Annotated in this window: 16 protein-coding genes; 11 read left to right on the forward strand and 5 right to left on the reverse strand. The window is 69.9% G+C overall.

Annotation, left to right across the window (positions count from 1 at the left end):
* Positions 1-180 precede the first annotated feature (180 nt).
* Entirely contained in the window at positions 181-1,215 is a 1,035-nt protein-coding gene (locus WMF39_RS42800; protein ID WP_437742207.1) for a hypothetical protein, read from the forward strand.
* A gap of 16 nt (positions 1,216-1,231) precedes the next feature.
* On the opposite strand, the gene WMF39_RS42805 is transcribed toward WMF39_RS42800, so the two are convergent.
* The gene (locus WMF39_RS42805) at positions 1,232-2,827 is read right to left on the reverse strand and encodes an ATP-binding protein (RefSeq protein WP_437742208.1); all 1,596 of its coding nucleotides are present in this window, start codon (positions 2,825-2,827) and stop codon (positions 1,232-1,234) included.
* A 192-nt stretch (positions 2,828-3,019) separates the two neighbouring features.
* Between WMF39_RS42805 and WMF39_RS42810 the strand changes: the two genes are divergently transcribed.
* The 3 genes from WMF39_RS42810 (at position 3,020) to WMF39_RS42820 (ending at position 5,011) form a co-directional block, all read left to right on the forward strand.
* A complete protein-coding gene (locus WMF39_RS42810; RefSeq protein WP_437742209.1) occupies positions 3,020-3,496 on the forward strand; it encodes a hypothetical protein in 477 nt (158 codons plus the stop codon).
* 91 nt (positions 3,497-3,587) lie between these two features.
* Complete coding sequence (locus WMF39_RS42815) at positions 3,588-4,004, forward strand: thiol-disulfide oxidoreductase DCC family protein (RefSeq protein ID WP_437712446.1); 417 nt, start codon at positions 3,588-3,590, stop codon at positions 4,002-4,004.
* Between the two features lie 359 nt (positions 4,005-4,363).
* Entirely contained in the window at positions 4,364-5,011 is a 648-nt protein-coding gene (locus WMF39_RS42820; protein WP_437742210.1) for a cupin domain-containing protein, read from the forward strand.
* A gap of 138 nt (positions 5,012-5,149) precedes the next feature.
* Here the strand turns inward: WMF39_RS42820 and WMF39_RS42825 are convergent, their stop codons facing one another.
* The gene (locus WMF39_RS42825) at positions 5,150-6,658 is read right to left on the reverse strand and encodes an FAD-dependent oxidoreductase (RefSeq protein ID WP_437748109.1); all 1,509 of its coding nucleotides are present in this window, start codon (positions 6,656-6,658) and stop codon (positions 5,150-5,152) included.
* A gap of 86 nt (positions 6,659-6,744) precedes the next feature.
* On the opposite strand from WMF39_RS42825, the gene WMF39_RS42830 reads away from it, so the two are divergent.
* Entirely contained in the window at positions 6,745-7,389 is a 645-nt protein-coding gene (locus WMF39_RS42830; RefSeq protein WP_437742211.1) for a TetR/AcrR family transcriptional regulator, read from the forward strand.
* 189 nt (positions 7,390-7,578) lie between these two features.
* Here the strand turns inward: WMF39_RS42830 and WMF39_RS42835 are convergent, their stop codons facing one another.
* Positions 7,579-9,465, reverse strand: a complete 1,887-nt coding sequence (locus tag WMF39_RS42835; protein ID WP_437742212.1) for a hypothetical protein — start codon at positions 9,463-9,465, stop codon at positions 7,579-7,581.
* Positions 9,466-9,953: 488 nt separating this feature from the next.
* On the opposite strand from WMF39_RS42835, the gene WMF39_RS42840 reads away from it, so the two are divergent.
* The 3 genes from WMF39_RS42840 (at position 9,954) to WMF39_RS42850 (ending at position 14,538) form a co-directional block, all read left to right on the forward strand.
* A complete protein-coding gene (locus WMF39_RS42840; RefSeq protein ID WP_437742213.1) occupies positions 9,954-11,369 on the forward strand; it encodes a sigma 54-interacting transcriptional regulator in 1,416 nt (471 codons plus the stop codon).
* A gap of 181 nt (positions 11,370-11,550) precedes the next feature.
* A complete protein-coding gene (locus WMF39_RS42845; RefSeq protein WP_437742214.1) occupies positions 11,551-13,755 on the forward strand; it encodes a bifunctional serine/threonine-protein kinase/formylglycine-generating enzyme family protein in 2,205 nt (734 codons plus the stop codon).
* Positions 13,756-14,061: 306 nt separating this feature from the next.
* The gene (locus WMF39_RS42850; protein ID WP_437742215.1) at positions 14,062-14,538 is read left to right on the forward strand and encodes a hypothetical protein; all 477 of its coding nucleotides are present in this window, start codon (positions 14,062-14,064) and stop codon (positions 14,536-14,538) included.
* Positions 14,539-14,664: 126 nt separating this feature from the next.
* Here WMF39_RS42850 and WMF39_RS42855 read toward each other — a convergent pair whose 3' ends face one another.
* Entirely contained in the window at positions 14,665-16,896 is a 2,232-nt protein-coding gene (locus tag WMF39_RS42855) for a caspase family protein (protein ID WP_437742216.1), read from the reverse strand.
* 637 nt (positions 16,897-17,533) lie between these two features.
* Between WMF39_RS42855 and WMF39_RS42860 the strand changes: the two genes are divergently transcribed.
* On the forward strand, positions 17,534-20,077 hold the full coding sequence (locus WMF39_RS42860; protein WP_437742217.1) for an EF-hand domain-containing protein: 2,544 nt from the start codon (positions 17,534-17,536) through the stop codon (positions 20,075-20,077).
* Positions 20,078-20,151: 74 nt separating this feature from the next.
* Here the strand turns inward: WMF39_RS42860 and metG are convergent, their stop codons facing one another.
* Positions 20,152-22,224 (reverse strand): methionine--tRNA ligase, encoded by a 2,073-nt coding sequence (gene metG, locus WMF39_RS42865; RefSeq protein ID WP_437742218.1) that lies wholly within the window; start codon positions 22,222-22,224, stop codon positions 20,152-20,154.
* 176 nt (positions 22,225-22,400) lie between these two features.
* On the opposite strand from metG, the gene WMF39_RS42870 reads away from it, so the two are divergent.
* A complete protein-coding gene (locus WMF39_RS42870) occupies positions 22,401-23,024 on the forward strand; it encodes a Dps family protein (protein WP_437742219.1) in 624 nt (207 codons plus the stop codon).
* A gap of 121 nt (positions 23,025-23,145) precedes the next feature.
* Positions 23,146-24,435 carry a phytoene desaturase family protein gene (locus WMF39_RS42875; protein ID WP_437742220.1) on the forward strand — a complete coding sequence of 430 codons (1,290 nt, stop codon included), beginning with the start codon at positions 23,146-23,148 and terminating at the stop codon, positions 24,433-24,435.
* Positions 24,436-24,441: the final 6 nt, after the last annotated feature.

The raw sequence follows: 24,441 nt of genomic DNA on the forward strand, positions 1-24,441 counted from the left end.
CTGAGTTCCGGCGGGCAGGACGAGGGCGTGGGCGCCGTCGCTCCGCTGCCGATTCACCTCCCTGGCAGGGGGCGTCGGGCTACCTCGTCTCGTAACTGAGGCTCCTCCATAACGTCGCCATGAATTCACGCGAGCTTTTCCGCCGTTCATCTAGTCGTGGGGAGGAAAGGCGGTCTTCCCATGATGTCCTTGAATCGCCGCGGCGCCGTCGTGGCCGCTTCGTGCCTCGCGCTCTCTGCCTGCTCGCTCGACGTCGCCGAGGAGGCTGTCGCCGAGGCCAGCGACGCGCTCACCGTCTCCTCGGCCGATGGGCGCGCCGCGCTCGCGCTGCGCTGGGCGCCGATCCATTACCAGGACGTGGACGTGACCGGCTCGCACGCGCTCGGCGGCCGCGCCGATTACATCTCCCGCGTCGACTTCGACGGGGACTGGTCGGCCACCAACAACTGGGAGAACGCCGGCGGGCGAGCCCTCCCTGCGCACGCTTACCACGCCGTCGTCGAGACCGGCACACACTGGTTCATCGTGTACACCTTCTTCCACCCGCGCGACTGGATGGACTCGCCCTTCGACACCGAGCACGAGAACGACTCCGAAGGGGTGCTCATCATCGTCGAGCGCGACGGCACCGAGCACGGCCGGCTCCTCGGCGCCGTGACCGTCGCCCACACCGACTTCTACTCGTTCGTGCCCGACGGGAGCCCCCTCGTCGCAGGCAGCGAGTCCATCGACGGCAAGCTGTCGCTCGCCTCGTTCGGGGGGCAGAGCCACCCGATCACGGCGCAGGAGGCGAAGGGGCACGGGCTCAAGGCCTGGCCGAGCTACGATATCGTGGGCGATGGGGTGAAGTACTATCCTTCGCTCACCCAGGCCGAGGAGCCCTCGTCGGCCTCGGACCCGGACGTGCGTTACCGGCTGATCGACACGTACGGGCCCGACGGCATCTGGCCCCGCCGCAACCTCGCGACGCTGTTCACCTCGAGCGGCGCGTTCCTCGGCGACCGCGGCGGCGGCTGCGGCTCAGGCCTGTCCTTCTACTGCCCGACGAACGCCGCCAACGCGCCGTGGGGCTGGGACGACGGCGATGACGGCCCCATCGCCCGCGGGGAGATCGCGACCGATCCTGCCAAGCTCGTCGCGCACTACTTCAGCGTGCCTGCGGGCTTCTCCAGGAGCTATTCGTTCAACCCGTTCCTCGGTATCGGATCGCCCTAACGCCCAGGCAGGAACATCACCCCCCCGCCTCCGCCGCCCTCGCGGGCCACCTCGCCTCGAAGCGCGCGCCGCCCCCCGGGGCGCGCTCGTAGCGCAGCGCTCCCCCGTGCCGCTCCAGCCAGCGCGCCGCGACGGCCAGGCCGAGGCCCGTGCCCGGGTGCTTCGCGTCTCGCCCCCGACCCGTCACGAACGGCTGGAACAGCATCGCCTCGATCTCGGCCGGCACCCCCGGGCCGTTGTCCTCCACGCGCACGACCACGAAGCCGCCCTCGCCGCGCGCGACCACCGCGCGGATCCGCCCCTCGGGGCTCCCGTCGAGCGCGATGGCCGCGTTCTGCAGGAGCGCCGTGGCGACGTCGAGGAACGCCCCGCGGTCGGCCTCGACGAAGATCGACCCGCCTGCCTCGGGCGCCACCTCGATGGGCGGCGCGCCCTCGCCGACGATCTGCCGGACCTGGCTCGCCGCGAGCCGCAGCGTGGAGAGCACGTCGACCTCGCTCACCTCGAGCGGCCTCGGGCGGCTGTAGCGGAGGAGATCGTCGAGGAAGCGCCTCGCCCGGTCGACCTGGGCGCGCAGCGACGCCACGGTCTCGGGCTTCGCGCCCTGCCGCTCGAGCAGCTTCGCCTGCGCGGCGATGACCCCGAGCGGATTGCGGATCTCGTGCGCGACCGCGCTCGCGAGGCGGCCGAGCTCGGCGAGCCGCTCGGCCTGGTCGGCGCGCACCTCGACGCGCTCGATCTCGTCGGCGAGATCGCGGACGCCGATGGGCCTCGAGAACAGCCGGCGCCCGAGGTGCTCCACGACGAGCATGCGCAGCGGATCGGACGGGAGCGCGGCGAGAAAGACGACGAAGACGAGCCAGCCGAGCGACGCGCCGCCGCCCGGCGCGAGCGCGGGCAGGACCCTGAAGAAGACAACGAGCCCGAGCGTCGAGAGGAGCGCTGTCAGGCCGGCGTAGGCGAGCCCCTGCGCGAAGACGCGGCGGGAGCGGCCCAGCTCGCCGATGAGCACGGCGTAGGCCACGAGCAGGATGGCGAGGAGCAGGAGCGGCGCGCCGAGGAGCACGTCGCCGAGCCGGAGCACACGCAGCACCACGACGAAGCCGCCGCCGAGCGTCGCGAGCACGCTGCCGAAGAAGAGCGCGGCGATGCGCCGCCGCTGGAGCCCCCGGGCCGCGAGCGCCGCGCGCCCGAGGCGAACGCCGACCACGACCCAGGCGACGCCCATCACGACCGAGAGCGGGAAGAACAGCGGTCCCGGCGAGCGGGCGCCAGGACCGTAGAGGAGGCGCGGGTCGACGGCCCCGAGCAGCGCGACCGCGGCGCACACGGCGTAGGCGAAGACGACGGGGCGGCGCGAGGCGCCGGCGATGTCGGCGTAGGCGTGGGCGAGGCCCGCGGAGACGATGATCCCGCTCGGAATGACGTGCTCGGCGAGAACGAGCGTGCCGTCCGTCTCGAGCAGGATGAGCCCTGTGACCCAGAAGGCGAGGAAGAAGCAGAGCGCGACGAGGCCGCGGCCCACGTTGCGCCCGAGCCGCAGCGCGGTGACCGCGACGGTCACGGCAGCGGCCCAGAGCGGGTAGTACGCGAGAGCGACCAGGGGTCTCACAAGGCCTCGGAGGGGTGGGAAGCCCCGACGATAGCGCCAGAGGCCCCGGGGGCGCGAGGTGTCCACGGCGTGGACAGCGGCCTGCCCATGGCCTGGGCACCGCGGCCCGCCGCCGCGCCTCGATCCGGTCGATCAGCGCGGATCCCGCGGATGGCACGGGCGCTGCTGAGAGGCCTGCCGAGGAGACGAACCATGGCAGACCCGGTCGAAAGCTATCTCATCGCGGTGTACGGGGCCTATGCGGTCATCAGCGTCGGACTGACTATCTGGATCGCCCGCACGCTGTTCAAGAATGGATCGGTGTTCCTGGAGGAGGTGTTCGCCGACAACCCGAGGATGGCCGAGGCGGTGAACCGCCTGCTCGTGGTGGGGTTCTACCTGGTGAACCTGGGGTATGCGTCGCTGATCCTGAAGGCGGAAGGCTCGGCGACGATGACGGAGGCGGTCGAGGTGCTGTCGTCGAAGCTGGGCCTGCTCTTGCTGTCGCTCGCCCTGATGCACTTCACGAACCTCCTCGTGTTCCACCGCATCCGCCGCCGCGCGAAGCTCGCGGTCCTGCCGCCTCCGGTCGCGCCGCAGATGCGCATCGATCCGCGCACGGCGCGCGCGGAAGAGGAGATGGCCGCGCAGCGAGAGCGCCGGCGGGCCGTCGCGGAGGTCTCGGCGTGACGAATGCAGACGCGGGCGTGAGGCGCCGTGGCGCCTCGCGCTGGCGGCGCGGCCAGGCGCCCTGGCCTCCGCGCTGCGAGGAGAGCGGGCCATGATCGAGCGAATCACCGTGCTCTATGACGCCGAGTGCGCGCTGTGCACGCGGTGCCGCCACTGGATGGAGCACCAGACGGCGCTTGTCGAGATGGAGTTCCTGCCCGCCGGCTCGCCCGAGGCGGCGGAGCGGTACGGGGCCGTGCCCTGGCTCGGCGAGGAGCTCGTGGTGATCAGCGATCGCGGCGAGGTCTGGGCCGGCCCCGCGGCCTTCATCGTGGCGCTCTGGGCGCTCGAGGGGTATCGCGAGTGGTCGTACCGGCTGAGCGGCGACACGCTCTCGAAGATGGCCGAGCGCTTCTTCCACGCGCTCTCGGGCAACAGAAAGTGGCTCGCGGGCTGGTTCGGCCACCCGTCCTGCGCGAGCGGCTCCTGCCGGCTGCCGGGAGCGCCGGCGGCAGGGCCTTATCGGTGAAGAGATTTTGTGTAGTTGATCGCCCGCGCGCAGCGGTTGCGTTCCGAAGCGCCCGCTTCGGAACGCGCTCCGCGGAGCGGCTACGCCGCAGCATGCGACGCGCTCGCATCCAAGGCGTCAGCCTGCCGGTGATTGATTGCAACCGGCCCGACTGCTGGCCTTCTCCGAGACGCTGCCCCTGACCGGGCCGTGTCCCCCTGCTCTAGACGGTTGACAAGCGGCAAGCCATGAACTACAAATGTAGTTCTGTGGGAGGCGTTCCAAGAGCCTCTCCTGATGCGGAGACGCGTGAGGGCCCTGTCAAATCGCCACGCAGGTCTGAGCTCGCCCCGGACGGTTCGACTTGGAAGAGGAGTGCCATGGAAAAGAGCGTGCTCGATTGCAAGTTTCCCTCGACGTTGTTCGGCGGTGCGACGTTGTTGCTTCTTCTGGTGAGCGCTTGTGCGACGCAACCGTCCCCGGCGCCTGTGTCCGCTGACTCGAAGCTCCCGCTGAACGGGCCGGAGGCGACGCCGGTCGTTCGAACGCAGGAAACCGAGGGCGGCGCGGCTCCAGTGCCGGCGGCCAACGCCAACCAACTTGCCTCGCCTGCGGTGGAAACGCACCCGAATGCACGAGCTCCGGCGACGACCGCGCCAAGCTCCGCAGGAAGCGCGGAGCGCGCCCAGGAAAAGACTGCCCAGGGAATCTCGCGCACGCTGCTCGATCAGTCGGACTTGCAGGAGCTTCCCGGGTGGGAGACGCGGATGTACCTTATCGAGTATGCGCCCGGCGTCGCGGCGCCGCCGCACCACCACCCGGCGGCTGGCGTCGGGTACGTAGTGAGCGGCAGCTTCGAATCCACCTTCGAGGGCGGCAAGACCATCGAGGTCCGCGAAGGGCAGAGCTTTCGGGACTTGCCGAACGTGCCCCACGTGATGTTCAAGAACACGAGCGCCACGAAGCCGCTCAAGTTCGTCATATCTTACGTGGTCCGCAAGGGCGCTCCAGTGCTGGTCGTCCCGTGACCACGCTTCGCATCGTCGGAGCAACGGTCGGCTGGCACCAAACGCCCTCATGGCCCTCGCCGCTGCCAGAACGCACTTCGCTCTCATCGGACCGTGTGCTCCTCTGTCGCGCCCGCCGCAGACCCGCCGTCGCAACGCTCAGCTGAACGCGGCGAGATGGTCCGAGACGGCCGAGGCGTCGCCGGCGTCGGAGATCAGCGCGATGTAGCCGTCGGGGCGGATGAGCACGAGGGTGCGCTCCGTTGCGCCGTAGGCGTGGGCGAGATGGCCAGCGGTGTCGGCGATGTCGTCGGGGCCCGACGGCTGTCCGACGACATGGAGCGTCCTCAGGTCGGAGGCTGAGGCGCCGATCGATTGCGCGGGCCCGAAGCTCAGCAACGTGAAGCGCCCGCCGCGCGTCAGCTCGAACAGCCGGCGTTCACCTTCCACCGTGGTCAGCTTCGTCGCGTCGGGGGCGCGGTCGCCGGCGCGGAGCAGGGCAGCCTCGTCGCGGTCGTCGCGCGCCAGGGAAGAGCCGCGGTAGTGGATGTCGAGCTGGGTGATGCTCGCATCGCGGCGGAGGGCGACGTCCTTCCGCTCGAGCACCTGCTGGAGGCGCGTGTTCGAGAGCGCGAGCACGCCGGCCGCGATCGGTCGCCGCTCGGCCTCGTAGCTGTCGAGCAATGCCGGCGAGGCGCCCTTCGCGACCGCCGCCAGCTTCCAGCCGAGGTTGTGCGCGTCCTGGATGCCCGTGTTCATCCCCTGGCCGCCGGCGGGCGAGTGAATGTGCGCCGCGTCGCCGGCGAGGAACACGCGACCTGCGCGATACCTGTCGACGAGGCGGACGTTCGCGCGCCACAGCGACGACCACGTCGGCTCGTGGAGCCGGAGGTCGGTGCGGCCGCTCCGCCGATCGAGGATCGCCCGCATGTTCGCGAGGCTGAGCTCGGGGTCCTGTCGCGGCGTGACGACGGCATGAACTTGAAAGACGTCGGTCGAGGGCAGCGGGCAGAGGCCGACGACGCCCTCCTCATGCCACCAGATGCGCCAGGCGTCGCGGTCGAGGCCGTCAACGCCGGCGTCGGCGACGATCATCCGCACTTCCTCGCGGGTCTCGCCCTCGAACGCGATGCCGGCCTGCTTGCGGACGATGCTGTGGCCGCCGTCGCAGCCGACCAGCCAGCGCGCGGCGACCGTCTCCGCCTCACCGCCCTTGACGACCACCGCCGACACGCCTTCGTCGGACTGCTCGAAGCTCGCGAGCGCAGCACCGAACTCGACCGCGCCGCCGAGCTCCAAGAGCCGCAGCCGCAGCGCTTCCTCGGTGCGCCACTGGGGCGTGATCAGGCTCGCCGGATAGGGAATGTCGGAGCGACCCTTCAACGCCTCGGGGACGGCGCCGCCCAGCGTCTCCCGGCCGTCGGGAACCGTGGAGAGGATCGGCATCGCCATCCGGCCGTGGGCGATCACGCGATCGGCGATGCCGAGATCGTCGAAGACCTCGAGCGTGCGCGGCTGGATGCCCTTGCCGCGCGAGCCGGGCCGCGGGCCTGGGGCGGCCTCGATCAGGCGGAAGGACACGCCGCTGCGGGCGAGCTCGCAGGCCAGCGTCAGCCCGGTCGGACCGGCGCCGACGATCAGCACTGCGCACGCCTCGCGATCCGCCATCGGCAGCCTCCGGTTGAAGAGAGCGATCCATCTCTTATCATCCGCGGCGTTGATAAGAAATGAAAATATCTCTAAACGATCGGGCCATGACGACAGGAACACGAACGCGAGCGCGCCGCAGGCGACGCGGCGCGCAGCTCGAGGCCGATCTGCTCGACGCGACCTGGGAGGAGCTGGTCGAGGTCGGCTTCGCGAACCTGACCATGGAGTCGGTCGCCGCACGCGCTCGCACGGGGATCGCGGTCCTGTACCGTCGCTGGGCGAACAAGGACGAGCTGGTGCTCGCCGCCCTCCAGCACCGCCGGGACGTAAGCCCGGTCGCGGTCCCCGACACCGGCGCCCTGCGCAGCGACCTGCTCGCCCACCTGACGGCCCTGAGCGACGCCCTTGCCGGCTTCTTCGCCATCGCCGCAGCCGCCGCCTTCTCGGGGTTGCTGGCCGGCACCGGCCTGACCCCCTCGCAGGTGCGCGACAAGGTCATGGACACCCGGAAGCCGCGTGTCCGCATCCCCTACCAACGCGCCCACGACCGCGGTGAGATCGACCTCGAGCGCATTCCCTCCGCCGTGCTCGCCCTGCCGTACGACCTCGTGCGGCACGACCTGCTCATGGATCTCAAGCCGCTGAAGCCCGCACGCATCCAGTCCATCGTGGACGAGCTCTTCCTGCCCCTCGTACAGAGCTTTGGAGCGCGCGATGTCAATGCAGCACGTCGCGCTCGGCGTCGATGACGTGCTGACGGGTCCACGAGAGCGCGGCGCGTGGAGCTCGTCGAGAACGCTGCTCTCGCTCGTACGGAGTCGGGCCACGCCGGAGCCGCCTTCGGCGGCGAAACAGGCGGAAGCTACGAAAATCGCTGCTGTTCCCGGCCGCCGCTCGTCATCAACCGGTGTTTCTGGCGGGATTTGTGACACGCGGAGCTAGGGGAGCCACTGGCCCACCTCGGCGATGGCGCGGGCGACCCCCACGATCGCCGCTGTCCCGCCCAACCGCTGCAGGAGCGGAGAGAGCTCGGTGAGGCTGCCGAAGCCTACCAGCATCCCGGGGAAGTCGCCCGTCCAGTCGTTGCCGAGCTCGTTGCAGATGACCCTGGCTGCATCGGGGAGGGCCATCCAGGGCGCGCAAGCCGAAAGGACGCGCAAGGCCAGCCGGTCGCCGTGGGCCCAGTAGGAGGACATGACCTCTCGAACGGCGCTCTCGCGCATCTCCTCGGAGAGATCGGGCAAGATGCCCGCGAAGGAGACCATCCGAGATTCCCCTTCTCGGCTCTCCGCGAGGCGCCAAGCTTCATCGGGCGAGAGGTCCGTGGGTCGAATCACCATGTCCCTCGACAGATACGCGTCGACCTCGTCGTACGTCGCGCCCGCGCGGATCCGGCGGGTGCGCTCGGGGTCGGCCGCGCTCCGGTCCGTCGTCACGTGAGGGATGGGTCGGGGAAGGATCTCATCGAGACCTGCGCAAGCGTCCATAGCCCATCTCTGAACCAGCTGCTGCTCCGAGCCTGTCACCAGGGAGGCGAACGTCACCAGCGCCTCGGCACGCTCACGCGCGGCTCCAGTCGGCTTCGCCACATCCACCGTTGGCTCTACATAAGGCGCCTTGCGATAGTCTACTTCTTCGATACTTCCCTCCTTCGCGAACAAGGAGGCTTCGACCAGGGCGCACCGAACGATAACGCAGAGAAGCGTTGCCCTCTCTTGCTCGGCCGCTGCGGCGCGCGCCGGACGGCAGACTTCGATGAGCGCGTCCTCGGCGGCGTAGCGCGCGCGACGAGCGTCAGTGGTGAACCCGACCAAGCCCCCGGGATGGCTCATCCAGATCCGGAGCCACTCGGGTGACACGAGCGTCAGCAAGTCAACTATTGATACAGAGCGCCGCTTCATGTGGGCGCCCAGGTACTCCACGAGGTAGGAGGGCCACGCCTCGGGCGAGATGGCTGCGCGTGTGAGCGCCGCCAGCCCCCTCGCTATGAGGGCATCTTCGATGGACGCGACCTTGCTCGTTTCCATCGTCCAACCTGCACGAGTCGCGTCGTCGCGGAAGGAGAATTTGCCGTCGTCGCTCAGCAGGACGAGCCGCTGAGCAGCGTGCGGTCCGTCCTTGAAGGCCTCAACCTCGGTTGTGTCCAAGCCCAGTGCCGAGGCGAGATCATCGTTCGATACGGGTGCGAGCACCGTCCCGAGTGCATCGAAGAAGCGAACCGACGAGGGGGCCACGTCGCCAGCTCTCTCGACGGTTCGCTGCGCCTGCGCCGTTCCTTCCGGAGATTCGCTCTCGCTCGCAATCAAGAAGACACTCGTCTTCTCCCGCGACCAAGCGAGGCGTTCATGCAACCCCAGGCCGCGTGCGGAAGAATCCTCCGGACTGGTGGACACAAGGATGTGTGCCCCATCGTAGGCCTCGCCCAGGAAAGGCATTCGTCTATGAGGCCATCCATCCACCGCCCTCTCGATCCCGTCCACTATCACGAGCAACTGGGGACGTTCCTCGTCTGGAACCGAGGAGACCGAATCGACGCCTCGTAGCGCCATTCGGATTGACAGCATCAGCTCCTCGGGGCTCCGCGGTCGACTGAATACTGCTGTTTCTGAGCTCCGAAACAAGCCAAACAGCAGCTTCAGCACGTCGCGTTCGACCGCTGTTCCCAGGCACGGGCTTACCGGTACGAAGATCACCTCGGCCGACTTGCGCTCCACGATCGACAAAGCCCATCGCGCCAAGAGGGCCGTGCGCGCCGCGGGATTGGCGCTCACCACCATCCCGCAGGGCGGCCCGCCGACAAGCCAGTCGTCAAGCTGTGTCAGCAACGGAAGGATGTCGGGCGAAGTCGGCCGAGCGCGAATCTCTTCCGCAATGGTCCGCCAGAACGAAGCAAGGCCGCGGTGCGATCGGGCATAGCCTCCCTCCGGGCCGCGCAAGGATTGGAGCGCATCTCGTCGTCTCACGGCGAGCTCCTGACCGCCAGTCGAGTCGTCGAACCCATCCGCCCACGTACGTCTGCTCATCGAGGTCCCTGGAATACTTTCGCGGTTGCAGGATGATAGGTCGTCGCGCACCCGATGTGGACGCCCACCGCGACCCCGGCGACGCCCATCGAGCCCTGCCGCCCTCCGCCTGGACGGCCCGCGGGCGGTCCCACGACCCGTGCACACCCGGCGGAGCGATGGCCGCGATCGCCGCAGCGCCAGTTCACTCTCACTGCAATCGCTGGAGGCGTCGCCACGGGACGCATGGCCTCCGGGAGAGCCGCTCGCGGTCCCCAGGAGAGCGCCTCGATGCGCTATTTGTCTGGTGAATGCCCCAGGATGTACCCATCAACAGACCAGGCGAGGTCCCGCCCGCGGCGACGACCGAGGAGAAGGCGCCTGTGATCCTGCGCGGCCTGCTGCGGGTGTTCCGTCTGCGCCTTGTCTACTCCGGCGACGACCTCCTGAACCCGCCGGTCATCTTCACGCCGTCGCGAGGTGCGACGCCCATGGGGCGGGAGGTGCGGAGCGGCATCGCCCTGCCCCGCGACGCTCGCGCATCGCGGCTCCACGCGACGCTCCACACAGACGCGCTCGGCCGCCTGCGGGTCGTCGATGAAAAGAGCCGCAACGGCACGCACGTGAACGGACGGCGCATCGACGAAGCGCTGCTGGACGACGGCGACGTGCTCTCGATAGGCGACTCGTACCTGGTGGTCCGCGCCGAACCGGAGCCTCAGACCGACGCGCCGGTGCCATCGCTCCTCGGCGACGCTCCCTCGATGTGCGCGCTGCGCGCCGCTATCCACCGCGTCGGCCCCACCGAGGTCACGGTGCTGCTCCTCGCCGAGAGCGGCTGCGGCAAGGAGGTGGTGGCGCGCGCCGTGCACGACGCCAGCAAGCGGCGAGGGCCGTTCGTGGCCGTGAACTGCAGCGCCATCCCCGAGAGCCTCGCCGAGAGCCAGCTGTTCGGTCACCTGGCCAACGCGTTCAGCGGGGCTGTGGCCCGCCCCGGGCTGTTCCGCGCCGCCGACGGGGGCACCCTCTTCCTGGATGAGGTCGGCGATCTCCCGCAGGGCGTGCAGCCCAAGCTCCTTCGCGTGCTGCAGGATCGCATGGTGCTCCCCGTCGGGGCGACAGCCCCGGTCGCCTGCGACGTCCGCATCGTCGCCGCGACGAACCGCGACCTCACGGCGGATATCGCGGCGCACCGCTTTCGCGGCGATCTCTTCGCGAGGCTCTCGGAGTTCCCGCTCGGGATCGCGCCGCTCCGCGAGCGGCGCGAGGACGTGCTGCCCCTGCTCGATCACGCGCTGGGCCGGCCCCGCCCGCGCGTCAGCTCCGCGCTCGCGGAGGCGCTGCTCCTGCATCCATGGCCCTTCAATGTTCGCGAGGTGTTCGCCCTCGCCGCGCAGCTCCGCATTCGCGGCGGCGAGGCCGGCGTGCTGGATCTCGAGCTCGTGGCCGACCGGCTCGGGCCTCCGTCCGGCGCAGCGCCCGCATCTCCACGGACGACCACCTCCGACGCGCACCCTTCGTCGGCCCCCGCGCCCTCCAGCGAGGAAGATGCGTCAAACGCAGCCGACGAGCGGGAGCCTCCGCCCGATCGAGCCCAGCTCGAGGAGCTGCTCCGCGCGCACCGCGGCGTGGTGGCGGACATCGCGCGGGCGACGCGCCGGTCGCGCAAGCAGATCTATCGATGGATTGCCCATCACGACCTCGATGTGCAGCGCTTCCGCCGCTGACGTGGCGCTCACCGCGCGCGCTCCCCGAGCGCGAAGCAAATTACAGCGTGGGCGGCATAACGCCATAGCCCCCGCTGCTTTGCGCAGGCCGGGGCATCGATAGGTCGTTTTCCCCCATCGTTCACCGTTATAGGATTCACCCGAGCCGTTCGAGGCCGCCGAGTCTGAACCGAGGCGCAGCGTGGATTCACTCCTCAGATCGAGCATCGGCCAGTACCTCATCACCGAGGAGATCGGCCGTGGGGGGATGGGGGTTGTCTACCGCGCGGTCCATCGGAGCGTTGGACAGCTCGCGGCGGTCAAGGTGCTCTCCAGCCAGCTCGCCCGGGACGCGAGCCAGCTTCGTCGGTTCACCAATGAGGCGCGCGCGCTGAGCCTGGTCGACCATCCTGGGCTGGTGAAGATCTTCGATTTCGGTGAGACGCCCCAGGGCGAGCCGTACATCCTCATGGAGTATCTCCGAGGCGAGCTGCTCCGGAGTCGCCTGATGCGATGCAAGAGGCTCGCCCTTCCGGAGGTGCTTCGTATCGGCCGTCAAGCGGCGTCGGCGCTGGCGGCGGTCCACAAGAACGGGATTGTCCACCGCGACCTGAAGCCCTCGAACATGATGCTCGTCGCCGACGACGAGGCGTCCGGCGGGGAGCGCCTGAAGCTGCTGGATTTCGGCATCGCCCGGTTCACCGAGGACAAGGCCGATCTCACCGCGCCGGGCTCGGTGCTCGGAACGGCGATGTACATGTCGCCCGAGCAGTGTGTCGGCCAATCGCCGGTGGACAGCCGATCCGATATCTACTCCCTGGGCGTCGTCCTCCACGAGCTGCTCGCGGGAGAGCCGCCGTTCACGGGTGAGCCCGTCGAGGTCCTGCGCATGCACCTCTTCCAGGATCCGCGTCCTCTGAGCGAGGTCGCCCCGGAGGTGCCCCAGGAGATCTCGAGCTTGATCCGGCGCATGCTGGCGAAGGAGCCGTCGCGGCGCCCGGATATCGCCCAGATCGCCGAGGCCATGCGCCGCGACATCGCAGCGACGCCCGCTGTCACGCCGGCAGCGGTCGTGGGATCCGCAGCGGAGTCGACGTCAGCAGCGACACCGGAGGCGGGGTACGCCGGCAGGACGACCGTGAAGAAGCCGGCCGTCCGGGAGACGACCCCGCACGAGAGGGGATCACGGCCAGGCGGAACGAAGGTCGCCGAGGCGGCGGAGGTGACTCCGTCCGAGGCCGCGCCGTCACCCGGCCCCGGGGCCGACAACACACCGGAGCAGATGGAGGTGCGCGTCGAGCGCACCGAGACGCAAGAGGTCACCGCGTCGTCCGCGCGGCCGCAGGGGCGGGGCCTGGTCGGCTTGCTCGCGATCCCTGCGCTGCTCGTGACCGCGTCCTATGGCCTCGTTCGAGCGTGCAGCAACGGCGTCGGCGGCGGACCCGCGCAGGCTGCGCTGACCAGGAGGCTCCCCCTGAAGGCTGCGCTCGTGGCGAGCGCACCAGCGAGGCCCGCGCCCCCGGAGAGAGCGCCCGTGTCGCTGTCCAACATGGTGCGGCTCCCGGGAGGCCAGTTCCGGATGGGGAGCACGCTCGCCGAGATCGACGCCGAGTGCCAGCGCCTCGGGCCCGAGTGCCGCCGGGACCTGCTCGAGCGAGAGCAGCCCGTGCGAGAGGTGACCGTGTCCCCCTTCTACATCGATGCTTACGAGACCACGAACGCGGAGTTCGCCGCGTGGCTCGATGTCACCTCGCCGGCGCTCGACATCAAGGAGGATCCCGAGCACCGCATCCAGCGCTACGTACACGAGCGCGCGCGCGGCTATCTTCTGGTCGATCTCTTCCCCGAGTATTCGGGGATCCTCCTGCGCCCGGAGAGGCGCTTCGTGCCCCGGCCGGGCCACGAGAACAAGCCGGTCATCCAGGTCACCTGGGACGCCGCCTCGCTCTACTGCAAAGCCCGCGGGAAACGCCTCCCCACCGAGGCCGAGTGGGAGTTCGCCGCGCGTGGAGCGACAGCGCGCCGGTTTCCGTGGGGCTCGGATCCACCTCGCTGCGACGGGGTCGCCTTTGGCGTGTACGAGAAGGGCCTCTGCGAGAGGTCTCCGAAGGGCGAGCAGGACGTGGGCACGTCCCTGCAGGACAGGACGCCGGAGGGGGTCTGGGACCTCGGCGGCAATGCGGCGGAGTGGGTGCAGGATCAGTTCTTGCTTCCTCACTACGGCTCATGCGGCGATTGCATCGATCCCGTGACGGAAGGCCCTGGCGTGTCGCGCGAGGAGGACCAGCGCATACGCCGCGGCGGTTCATGGCCGGCGCTGGATGTGATGTCTCGAGGTGTGACGCGCGGCCGCTCGAAGCGCATCGAGGGTCGCTCTGGGCTCGGGTTCCGGTGCGCCTCGCGGTGAACCACCTCGCCGACGGAGGGCGGCGAGCAGGGCACGGCAGCGGCCGCATGACCAGGAACGGACGGAGAGGGCGCTTCACCGCCCGGCGCCCTCGCTCGCGCAGCTTATCGGTCCTCGTGCGCTTCAATCATCCAGACAACACGTCTCCAGGAGAACATGGTCATGCCGATCCGGAACACCGCTGCGAGACCCAAGCGGGCAACACAGTCCACGACGGCTCCAGCGAAGTCAGCCAACAAAAAAGCCAGGAAGAGCGCCCCCTCCACGTCGAGCGACGAGCTCCACCGCCTGCGGTGGGCGCTCTCGGTGCTCGTCGGCGACACGACGAAGAACCTCTCCGCCGCCGCGACCGAGAAGTTCCTGGCTCCCGCGAACACGAAGATCGCCTTCGAGGGAACGGTCGAGCAAGACGCGTACGTGTACCTGGTGCAGGTCGCCGAGATCACTCGGATCATCACGACGTACCCGCTGGATGGCGAAGCCATCCACGCCAAGACCGGCGAGGCCACGCGCATTCCAGCCACGGGGTGGCTCGTCACCCCCACCCAGGGGAAGATCCTCGCGTTCAGCTCACCGACACCCCTCCGCCGAAAAGAGATCGCCGCCGCGCTCGCCGGTCGCGATCCGGCGCCTGGACAGGCGGGTCACAAGGACGCCAGGCCCGCCGAGTTCGGCACGTTTACCGACGCCAATGGCATGAAGGCTTCCCAGATCAACCCCTCGGGCCCAGCAGATCCTCTCATCACAAAGCCAAAAGCCGTCACCACGCAGGTCGGACGATAAAGGCGCTGCGATCGACGTAGTCGCGCGGCGCGCCGCGCGCACGCGCGGCACGTCACCGCGCGTGACCTGCGCGGCGGACGTGCCGGTCGCCCTGCGATGAGCCCAGGCGCCGTGGACGTCGAGCCCTCAGGCGCTCCGGTGGCGAAAGTCGACGAGGATCATGCTCCCGGTCCCCTCGATCCTCGCCGTGGGAGTCTGCAGGGAGAGCGACTGCTCGCGGCTCCATTGCTGGACGCTGTACGTGACGTAGTGATTCAGATCGTCCACGGTGACGAACCGCTTGCGACCCGTGCTATCGGCGGCGCCACGGAGCCCCTCGAGCACGAACGACGTGAACACACCGAGCTTGGCTTCCGGACGCTCCATCGCGATCTGCTGGGAAGTGCTGCCCGAGAGCACGGCGATGCCCTCGGCGAGCTCGAAGGCCTCGTGGACGAACCCAGGGTCGAGCGAGGGAGCGCGGGGCGCCCGGCCGAGATCGACCCCAGCGTGGCAAGCATCGAGGACGAGGATCTTGCGGCGGGCGGGCGACTCGAGGAGGATCTTCTTGATCCTGTCGACCGAGAGGGACGTCTCGGAGAGCACCTGATTGCCGGTATCGCGAAAGAGGAGATGCGGTTTGCCGTCGTGGAGGGTGCCATGACAGGAGAAATGCACCAGGAGCAGGTCATTGGGGCTCAGCCCACTGGCGAAGAGGCTCAGCTCCTGCAAGACGCGGTTGCGCAGGGGCAACATGCGCTCTTCTTCGACGTGGTCGTGCATCGACTTCACGACGGCGTAGCCCAGCTCGTTCCTGAGTGCGTTCCCGAGCGCGATGACGTCGTTGACACAAAAACGCAGATTGCCCAGGCTGCGGTCATCGTAGCGGCCCACGCCGACGAGGAAGGCATAGCGAGCGGCCACGGGACCGAGCACTTGCGCCTCCGCGGCGGCGATGGCGCGCTCCGCCTCGGTATCAGCGATGCGCGCTGCCTGATCACGGCGGTCGGGAGCCCGCTGTGCCCTCGCCGTCGACCCCTGGTCGAGCGCCGGCTGCTGGATCGGCTCTACCGCGCGCATCCACAGGATGCCCTGGTCGTGCGCGGTCCGCGCCGACAGCGGCGTCTGTGGGGGCGGCGACGAGGGCAACGGCGATGACGCAGCCAGCGCCACACCAGCGGAGTACGGAGCTGCGCTGGCCGTCAGAGCTTCGGCGGTGAGCTGCTCCGTGATCAGCGTCCGGAGCTCATCGTGGAAGGGGCGAAACGTGTCCTCGGCGCCCGGGGTCGTGAAGCGCTGGAGAAAGGGGCGCGTGACCCGCAGAAAGGTGGTCGCGTGGAGGTGGCTGCTCCAGCCGGTATGCGCGGCGATGGTCGAAAGGGGGAGCGGTGAGGGGGCGGCGCAGAGGACGGCCAGGCTGCGCTTGACCAGCACCTCCGACTCGGCCGGCAGGTGGTTCACGCGGCCCCATAGCTTGATGAAGACGTCACGCAGCGTGCGGGGGAGCGGACTGCCGAGGCGGCCCTCGGGGGGCAACCGCCGCAGCCACTCGGCGAGCTCGACGGAGTAGAGCATGTTGCCCTGGGCGCGCTGCACGGCCTCATCAGCGACGTAGGCCGGGAGGCCGAGCTCCCGGACGACGCCGTCCCAGAAGGCCCGGCACGCCGCGTGATTCGAGGGGAACCATCGCGGGGCGTCGAGGTCGACGTGCGCCGGGGCGTAACGCATGAACCAGCTGAGATCCGTGGTAGGGCGCGAGGAAGCGAGCAGGACGACGCGCGGCGGGAGCGGCGCGGGGAGCAGGCGGGCGAGATCGGAGTGACCCCTCTCGTCTTCCGCCTCGTCGAGGTCATCCATGACGAGGAGGAGGCTCATGGACTCCGGCTCCAGGACACGCCTCGATATGCGCTCGACGAGGTCGATGAGGCGGCGCTCGGGGTGCGCATTCCTGTCGCGCATGTCGATGAAGCGGTCCTCGAGCTGCGTTGCGAGCGAGCTCGCGACGATCTCGGGCCGATCGAACGCGGTGGTCCTCAGGAAATGGGAGGCGACCGCCCAGCGCGCGCTCCCCGGGCGCGCTCGCACGTTGCGTTCGACCTGCTCGGCCCAGCGCGCGAGGTGCCGGCTCGCGCCGGCGATCACGCCGCGCACGCGCTCGACCTGGCAGGTCGCGGTGACCCGCTGAAGATAGCTGGCCAGGATCGCGCTCTTGCCGACGCCAGGGGCCCCCGTGACGAGGACCGTGGTCGCGCCCTTCCGGAAGAGCGCGTCGATCTCGAGGAGCACCTCGTCGCGGGCGAGAAGCTGAGGATGGTGCTGGCGCTCGCCGCCGAGATTGACCCGATCGCCAGATGCTCGATCGCCATGATGCGGGGTCATGCTGCTTACGTGATTCGAGTTCTGGACGGCTGTCAAGGGGCTGCTCGCCGGCCTTGGTATCGACCTGTCCTCGAAACATCGCCTCTCGGCGTCATCTCCTCACACCACCTGGCCAGGACTCGCCTGCGTCGGCTCTGAACGTAACCATGCTGGGCTGTGGAGCGGGTCGTTGCGGTCCGCGTGCGCGTGTCGTCCGACGGCGTTGGCTGGCGATCGCGCGATCGCGTGATCGCGTGATCGCGCGAGCGCCAGCCGCTTCCGGGCGGCCCACGTGCGCGCCCGCGCGCCGTCCCATGGCCACCGCGCGCCGTCCCATGCTCCTCCGGCCTTGGCCAGGTCGCGCAATGTCGGCGTGGGCGTGGAGGACGCCCGCGGGGCGACGAGGATCCCGCTCCGAAGCACGCGCTCGGCGAGGGCCAGCGTGCCTGGCTCGGGCGGCGTAGTACCCACGCCGGCCCGGCAGTGAGCCCAGTCACACAGCACATCTGCTTGGCACCTCGTGTGCAATGACAATGACGAGGAGGACACGCGCTGACGGACAGCCCGATCGACAGGTGTTCTGCGATGGGGACATGGGCCGTCATGCCGGATCCGATTCGAGGACAAGGGCCCATTGGCTTTTTCCGGAGGTGTCATCATGGCATTCTTTCAGCATCTCAAGCGTCAGGACGAGCGCGACGCCGGCTGGGATTTCCTGGCCCCGCGGATGCGTCTCAAGCACGTTGCGCTCATGGCGCTCACGGCCTCGACCGTCCAGCTCGGCTGCGTCGGCGACGAGGACGTCTCGCAGGCGGTGTCGGACGAGGAGGACATCGCGAGCGAGGCAGCCGCGCTCTCGCTCTACCAGCAGAACCCCGTCGGCAACCTGTCCGTGCTCTCGCCCGCCGAGGGCGCGCCCTACGCGATCGCGACCAAGAGCGCATGGACCTCGGCCCCGGGCCTGTCCAGCGCGGTCTATTCACACGCGGGCGACAACCTGGAGATCAGCTTCAGCGCCGAGATCTACGCCACCAACACGGTGTGGCTGCGCGCGCTCGTCGACGGCGCGCCGGTCTCGCCGAGCGACGTGAAGATCAAGATGGGCAGCGAGAACTTCGACGGCACGCGTTCCTTCACCTTCGTGAAATCGGGCGTCTCGGCCGGTCAGCACATCGTCGAGATCCAGTGGTACGTGGTGAACGGCGGCGACGCCCAGATGCGCGATCGCTCGCTGGTGGTCAACTCGGCCGCGCCCTTCAGCGGCGACGGCCGGCTCGCCGTGGCCGCCGCGCCCAGCGGCCCGGACCTCGTCAAGACCACCACCGCCTGGGAGAACGTCCCGGGCCTCACAACCCAGCTGACCACGAGCGCCCAGCAGGACCTCATCGTCACCTTCTCGGCCGAGGCCGCCTCGAACAGCGGCCGCATGTTCGTGCGCGCGCTCGTCGACGGCGTGGACGTGGGCAACGTGACCCTGCTCCACGCCAACATGTCGAACCGCGGCGGGACGCGCAGCATGACCTTCGTCGCGCCCAGCGTGCCCGCCGGCAACCACACCGTGCAGATCCAGTGGTCCGGCGACACCGCCGGCGGCGACATCCGCCTCGGCGACCGCACCATGGCCGTCTCCGCCGCGCCGGCCTCGGCCCCGGGCGGCTCGACCGCGGCGGCCACCATGCAGGGCCCGCCGGTGCCCTTCTCCGGCCTGACCTGGACCAACATCCCCGACCTCTCGGTCAACCTCAACACCCAGGCTCCCGCCGAGAGCGCGGCGATCACCTTCTCCGGCGAGGTCTACTCCTCGAGCGGCCGCCTGTTCCTGCGCGCCCTGGTCGACGGCGTGCCGGCGCAGCCCGGCGACGTCACCCTCATCCAGGGCGAGCCGCTCATGCGCGTCAACTCGCACACCTTCGTGCTCAAGAACCTGCGCCCGGGCAACCACACCGTGACCCTGCAGGCGCGCAGCGACACCGGCACCACCGCCAACATCCGTGACCGCTCCCTCCGCGTGACCGCCAAGAGGCGCTCGGGCTCCGATTTCGCCCAGGCGTTCATGGGCATCGGCCAGGGCTACGGCCACTCGCCGCGCGTGCGCACCCACAAGGCCCTGGTGCTGTGCATCGACCCGGTCCGCCCGGATCACGCCGCGCCCTCGCTCTCCCAGATCCTCAACTACCACGAGGGCGGCGACGGCGGCATGAGCATGAAGGGCTGGCTGGCCGACAACACCGACGGCAAGCTCGCCTTCGACAGCTTCCAGTACGTGAACTGCGGCCCGTTCGCCCAGGCGCCGGCCGCGCACCAGGGCAACTGGTACTGGGACACGCCCGGCGGGCACGCCGAGGCCTGGCGTGACGCCATCCGCGCCGCCGACCCGAGCATCAACTTCCACAACTACGACACCAACGGCGACGGCAAGATCACCCGCGACGAGCTCGTCCTCATCGTGGTGCGCCCGCAGAACTCGGCCTACGGCACCAACCGCAGCGTCGACGTGGCGGTCGACGGCAACTCGACGCCCATGAGCTTCGACCTCCTCGACGTCTACCTATCGCCGTTCGACTCGGATCGTCGCAACGGCGTGGGCCTGCTCGCCCACGAGCTCACCCACCGCATCCTGGACGCGCAGGACATGTACGGCTGCGACTCGTCGAGCACGGCGTCGAAGTACTTCGACGCCATGTACTGGCACTGGCAGGCCACCCACATGGGCCCGTTCGAGAAGCTGAAGAGCGCCCTCGTGACCCCGGACCTCGTCGAGATCGGCTCGTGGACCACCCAGACCTTCCCGCTGGCCTCGATCGAGACCCGCAAGGAGGTCACGCTGCTCTGGGACGCCGCGCGCGGCGACAAGGAGTACTTCCTGCTCGAGAACCGCTGGGGCGCCGGTGACGTCTACGACGCGCCGCTCAATTCGAGCGTGGTCGTCTGGCACATCGTCGAGGACCCGACGCTGGCCGCCCAGTACCCGCCCTCCGGCGCCGAGAGCTGCAGCATCGTCCACAAGCAGGTGCGCAAGCTCGGCCAGCTGACCTTCGATGGTGAGGCCCGCGAGCTCTTCTGGGCTGACGGCACGAGGACCAACATCACGGTCACCGCGCGGGGCCCGTTCGGCGAGCTCACCAACGTGGAGATCAAGAAGCAGGGCCTGATCGTCCTCCCGTTCCCGCGGCCAACCGTCCCCCCGATCCTCACCAAGTAGTCCGCTACGCGGACAGGAGAGGACGTGGCGCGCGGCTGCGCGGGTCCATCGAGCCCGCGCAGCCGGCAGCCGTCTCAGTGCACCCGCATCCCCGGCTTCGCCCCCGAGTCCGGCGACAGGAGATGCACCGTCTCGTCCCCCGCCGCGAGCACCATTCCCTCGCTGAGGCCGAACTTCATCTTCCGCGGCGCCAGGTTGGCGCACACGATGACGAGCCGCCCGATGAGATCTTCCGGCTTGTAATACGCCTTGATCCCGGCGAACACCGTCCTCCGCGCCTCCCCGCCGAGCGAGACGGTCAGCTTGAGCAGCTTCTTCGCCTCGGGCACGTGCTCCGCCGCGACGATGCGCGCGACGCGCAGGTCGACCTTGCTGAAATCGTCGATCGTACACTCCGGCGCGAGCGGCTCCTTGGCGAGCGCCGCGCCGTCGTCCTCCGCGGCCGCGCCCCCGCCCGCCGCCTGGCCCGGCTCCGCGTTCGCCCCGGCCGCGCCGCCCGGCGCCGCCGCCTCCTCGGCAGGGCGGCCCTCCGCGATCATCTTCTCCACCGCACCCGGCTCGACCCGCTTCATGAGGTGCTCATACGCGGCCACAGGCGTGCCCACAAGCGGCGTCTTCGCGAGCGCCCACCGGTCCATGGGGCACCCGAGCAGCCGCGCGACGTCGTCGGCCAGCTTCGGGAGCACCGGCGCCAGGTAGAGCACGATCTGCCGGAACAGGTTGAGCGCCACGGTGCAAACGGCCTGCAGCTCCGCCTTCTTCTCCGGCTGCTTCGCCAGCGCCCACGGCTGCATCCGGTCGACATACTCGTTCGCCCGGTCCGCCAGCGCCACGATGCTCCTCGTCGCCCGCGCATAGTCGAACGCCGCGTACGCCGCCCCGATCGCGTCGCCCTCCTCCGCCGCCGCCGCGAACAGCCCCCCGTCCTCGGGGTAAACCGCCGACAGCCCCGTCTGCGCCACGAAGCGCGACGACCGGCTCGCCAGGTTCACGACCTTGTTCACGAGCTCGGCGTTCACCTTGTTCACGAGCTCTTCCAGGTTCAGATCGATGTCGTCGACCTTCGAGCTCAGCTTGCTCGCGTAGTAATAACGGAGGTACGCCGGGTCGAGGTGCTTCAGGTACGTCGAGGCCAGCACGAAGGTGCCCTTGCTCTTCGACATCTTCTCTCCGTTCACGGTGAGGAACCCGTGCACCTGCACGCGCGACGGCAGCGAGAACCTCGCGCTCTTCAGCATCGCCGGCCAGAAGAGCGTATGGAAATACACGATGTCCTTCCCGATGACGTGGACGATCTCCGTCTCCTCGGATCGCCACCAGTCGTCGAACGCCTCGCCTTCCCGGGCGCACCACTCCTTGCTCGCCGCCATGTACCCTATCGGCGCGTCGAACCAGACATACCAGTAGTTCCCTGGCGCGTCGGGGATCTCGAACCCGAAGTACGGCGCGGGGCGCGACACGTCCCAGTCGCGGAGCGGCTCCGACAGGAAATGCCCCGCGAGGTAGTTCGCGATCTCCTTCGACATCCGCCCCTCACCCTGCGTCCAGGTCGACAGGAACGGCCGCTCCGGCTCGATGGCCACCATGAGGTGCTGCGCGCTCCGCACCTCGGGCCGCGCGCCCGTGAGCGCGCTCCTCGGCTCGACCAGATCGGTCGCGGCGTAGGTCGAGCCGCACCGGTCGCAGCTATCGCCGTACTGGTCCGGCGCCGCGCACTTCGGGCAGGTGCCCTTGACGAAGCGATCCGCCAGGAACATGCCCTCCTGCGGATCGAAGAGCTGCGTGACCTCCTTCGTGGTCACCATGCCGCGCTCGCGCAGCGACGCCCAGATCTCCTCGCACAGCGCGCGGTTCGCGGGGGAGTTCGTGCTGCCGTAGTGGTCGAACCGGATCTGGAACGCCGCGAAATCGCGCTGGTGCGCCGCGCTCATGTCCGCGATGACGTCGGCCTCGCTCCGCCCCTCTTGCCGAGCGCGGATCATGATGGCCGTGCCGTGGGTGTCGTCGGCGCACAGGGATATGCACCTCCGCCCGGTCATCCGCCAATAACGGGCAAAGATGTCGGTCTGGGTGTACTCGACGAGGTGGCCGATGTGGATGTGCCCGTTGGCGTAGGGCAGCGCGCTGGTGAGCAGGAGCCGTTTCATGCTGCGCTGGACTTTGCACGAAATCCAAGCCGGATGCGAGCCGCCGATGGCGCGCGGGCGCGCCTTCCAGCGGAGCGCCGCGCGGGCCGGCGTGGACACGACAGCGGACGTGCAGCCATGGACGGAGCGGGCTCGGGCTCTAGATACGTAGTGAACCGATCGACGGGGAGGGGACCATGGCAGTACAGAGGAAGCAACAGAGGAAACAGGGGCGTGGTGGCAAGGAAGGCGGAGCGCGGGCGCTGGAGGCCCAGCCCCTCCTCCGCCAGCGAAGCGAGGAGATCCAGCCTTTCGGGACGGTCGTGGACTATCCGCTGGCGCTCGCCGCGAAGTCGCGCGCGGAGAGCATCCGGGCGCTGAATCAGATCCTGTCGGACACGCTCGTCCTGCGCGACATGTACAAGAAGCATCACTGGCAGGTGTCCGGGGCGACCTTCTTCCAGCTCCACCTGCTCTTCGACAAGCACTTCAAGGAGCAAGCCGCGCTGATCGACATGCTCGCCGAGCGCGTCCAGATGCTGGGCGGCGTCGCGATCGCCATGGCGCACGACGTCGCGGAGACGACGAGGATCGAGCGGGCGCCCCGCGGCCGCGAGCAGGTGCCCGCCCAGCTCTCGCGCCTGCTCGACGCGCACGAGCTCATCCTCGCGGAGACGCGCGAGGCGGTGAAGCTCACCACCGAGAACCGCGACGATGGCACCGCCGACCTGCTCATGAGCGACGTCCTCCGCACGAACGAGATGCAGGTGTGGTTCCTGTCCGAGCACCTCGTCGACACGCCGCTCGTCCGCGCCACCTGAGCGCCGGCACGCCGCTTCCCCCCCGCCGTCCAGCCCTCCGGGCGCGCTCCGAAAATTCGACGGGGCGCGCGTAACCTTTCCGGCCCCCCGATCGTGGTACCGCCAGGAAAGGGGTCATGTGATGCGTACTACAAAAGACGTGGTGGTGATCGGCGGCGGGCTCGCGGGCCTGGCCGCGGCGGCGTACCTGGGCCGGGCGGGCCGGTCGGTCGCCCTCGTCGAGAAGGCGCACGCGCCGGGCGGCCGCGCCTCCACGCAGGAGAGCCACGGCTTCTCGCTGAACCTCGGCGCCCACGCGCTCTACCGCGGGGGCGCGGCGCACGAGGTGCTCCGCGAGCTCGGCGTCCGGTTCACCGGCGCGCCGCCGTCCCCGTCGGGCGCGCTCGCGCTCGACCGCGGCGCCCTCCACACCCTGCCGTCCGGCGCCCTGTCGCTGCTCACGACGGGCCTCTTCCCCCTCGCCGCGAAGGTCGAGATGGGGCGCGTCCTCGGCAGCCTCGCCGCGGCGAACCCCGCGCCGCTCGCGGCGGTCCCGGTCTCGGCCTGGCTCCGCGACGCCTTCCGGACGCCCGAGGCGCGCCGCTTCGTCGGCGCGCTCGTCCGGCTGTCGACCTACTGCGCCGACGACGATCGCCAGAGCGCCGGCGCGGCGCTCGCGCAGGTGCAGCTCGCCCTGAGCCACGGCGTGCTCTACCTCGACGGCGGCTGGAGGACCCTCGTCGACGGCCTGCGCGACGCCGCCGTCGCGGCCGGCGTGGAGATCCTCACCGGCGCGCGCGCGGCGCAGATCGCGGCCGAGGGCGGCGCCGTCTCCGCCGTGGAGCTCGCGAACGGCGACCGCCTCGGCGCCGGCGCCGTGCTCGTCGCCGCGAGCCCGCGCGCCGCGGCCGCCCTCGCGCCCGCGAGCGCGGCGCTCGCCGCGCACGCCGAGCGCGCCGTCCCGGTCCGCGCCGCGTGCCTCGACGTCGCCCTGTCGAGGCTCCCCCGCCAGCGCCCGGGCTTCGTGCTCGGCATCGACCGCCCGCTCTACCTGTCGGTCCACACCGACGCCGCGCGCCTCGCCCCCGCGGGCGGCGCCGTGATCCACACCGCCCAGTACAGCCCCGAGCTCGCCGGCCGCGACCCCGAGCGCGAGCTCGAGGATCTGCTCGACCGCGCGCAGCCCGGCTACCGTGGCGCGATCGTCGAGCGCCGCTTCCTGCCCTCGCTCATCGTCTCCAACGCCGTGGTCACGGCGGAGGGCGGCGGCCACGCAGGGCGCCCCGGCGCCCGCGTCCCGGATCTCGACGGGCTCTTCCTCGCGGGCGACTGGGTCGGGCCGACGGGCATGCTCGCCGACGCGAGCCTCGCCAGCGCGCGGGACGCCGCGCGGGCCATCCTCTCGCGCCGCGCGCTCGACCGCGCGGCGTGACGGGGT

This window comes from Sorangium sp. So ce1504 (assembly GCF_051521635.1).
Taxonomy (GTDB): domain Bacteria; phylum Myxococcota_A; class Polyangia; order Polyangiales; family Polyangiaceae; genus Sorangium; species Sorangium cellulosum_B.

Coding starts and splice junctions, on each gene's coding strand:
- WMF39_RS42800 (WP_437742207.1), top strand. CDS start 181: ATGATGTCCTTGAATCGCCGCGGCGCCGTCGTGGCCGCTTCGTGCCTC.
- WMF39_RS42815 (WP_437712446.1), top strand. CDS start 3,588: ATGATCGAGCGAATCACCGTGCTCTATGACGCCGAGTGCGCGCTGTGC.
- WMF39_RS42820 (WP_437742210.1), top strand. CDS start 4,364: ATGGAAAAGAGCGTGCTCGATTGCAAGTTTCCCTCGACGTTGTTCGGC.
- metG (WP_437742218.1), bottom strand. CDS start 22,224: ATGAAACGGCTCCTGCTCACCAGCGCGCTGCCCTACGCCAACGGGCAC.
- WMF39_RS42830 (WP_437742211.1), top strand. CDS start 6,745: ATGACGACAGGAACACGAACGCGAGCGCGCCGCAGGCGACGCGGCGCG.
- WMF39_RS42810 (WP_437742209.1), top strand. CDS start 3,020: ATGGCAGACCCGGTCGAAAGCTATCTCATCGCGGTGTACGGGGCCTAT.
- WMF39_RS42840 (WP_437742213.1), top strand. CDS start 9,954: ATGCCCCAGGATGTACCCATCAACAGACCAGGCGAGGTCCCGCCCGCG.
- WMF39_RS42855 (WP_437742216.1), bottom strand. CDS start 16,896: ATGACCCCGCATCATGGCGATCGAGCATCTGGCGATCGGGTCAATCTC.
- WMF39_RS42870 (WP_437742219.1), top strand. CDS start 22,401: ATGGCAGTACAGAGGAAGCAACAGAGGAAACAGGGGCGTGGTGGCAAG.
- WMF39_RS42825 (WP_437748109.1), bottom strand. CDS start 6,658: ATGGCGGATCGCGAGGCGTGCGCAGTGCTGATCGTCGGCGCCGGTCCG.
- WMF39_RS42875 (WP_437742220.1), top strand. CDS start 23,146: ATGCGTACTACAAAAGACGTGGTGGTGATCGGCGGCGGGCTCGCGGGC.
- WMF39_RS42860 (WP_437742217.1), top strand. CDS start 17,534: ATGGCATTCTTTCAGCATCTCAAGCGTCAGGACGAGCGCGACGCCGGC.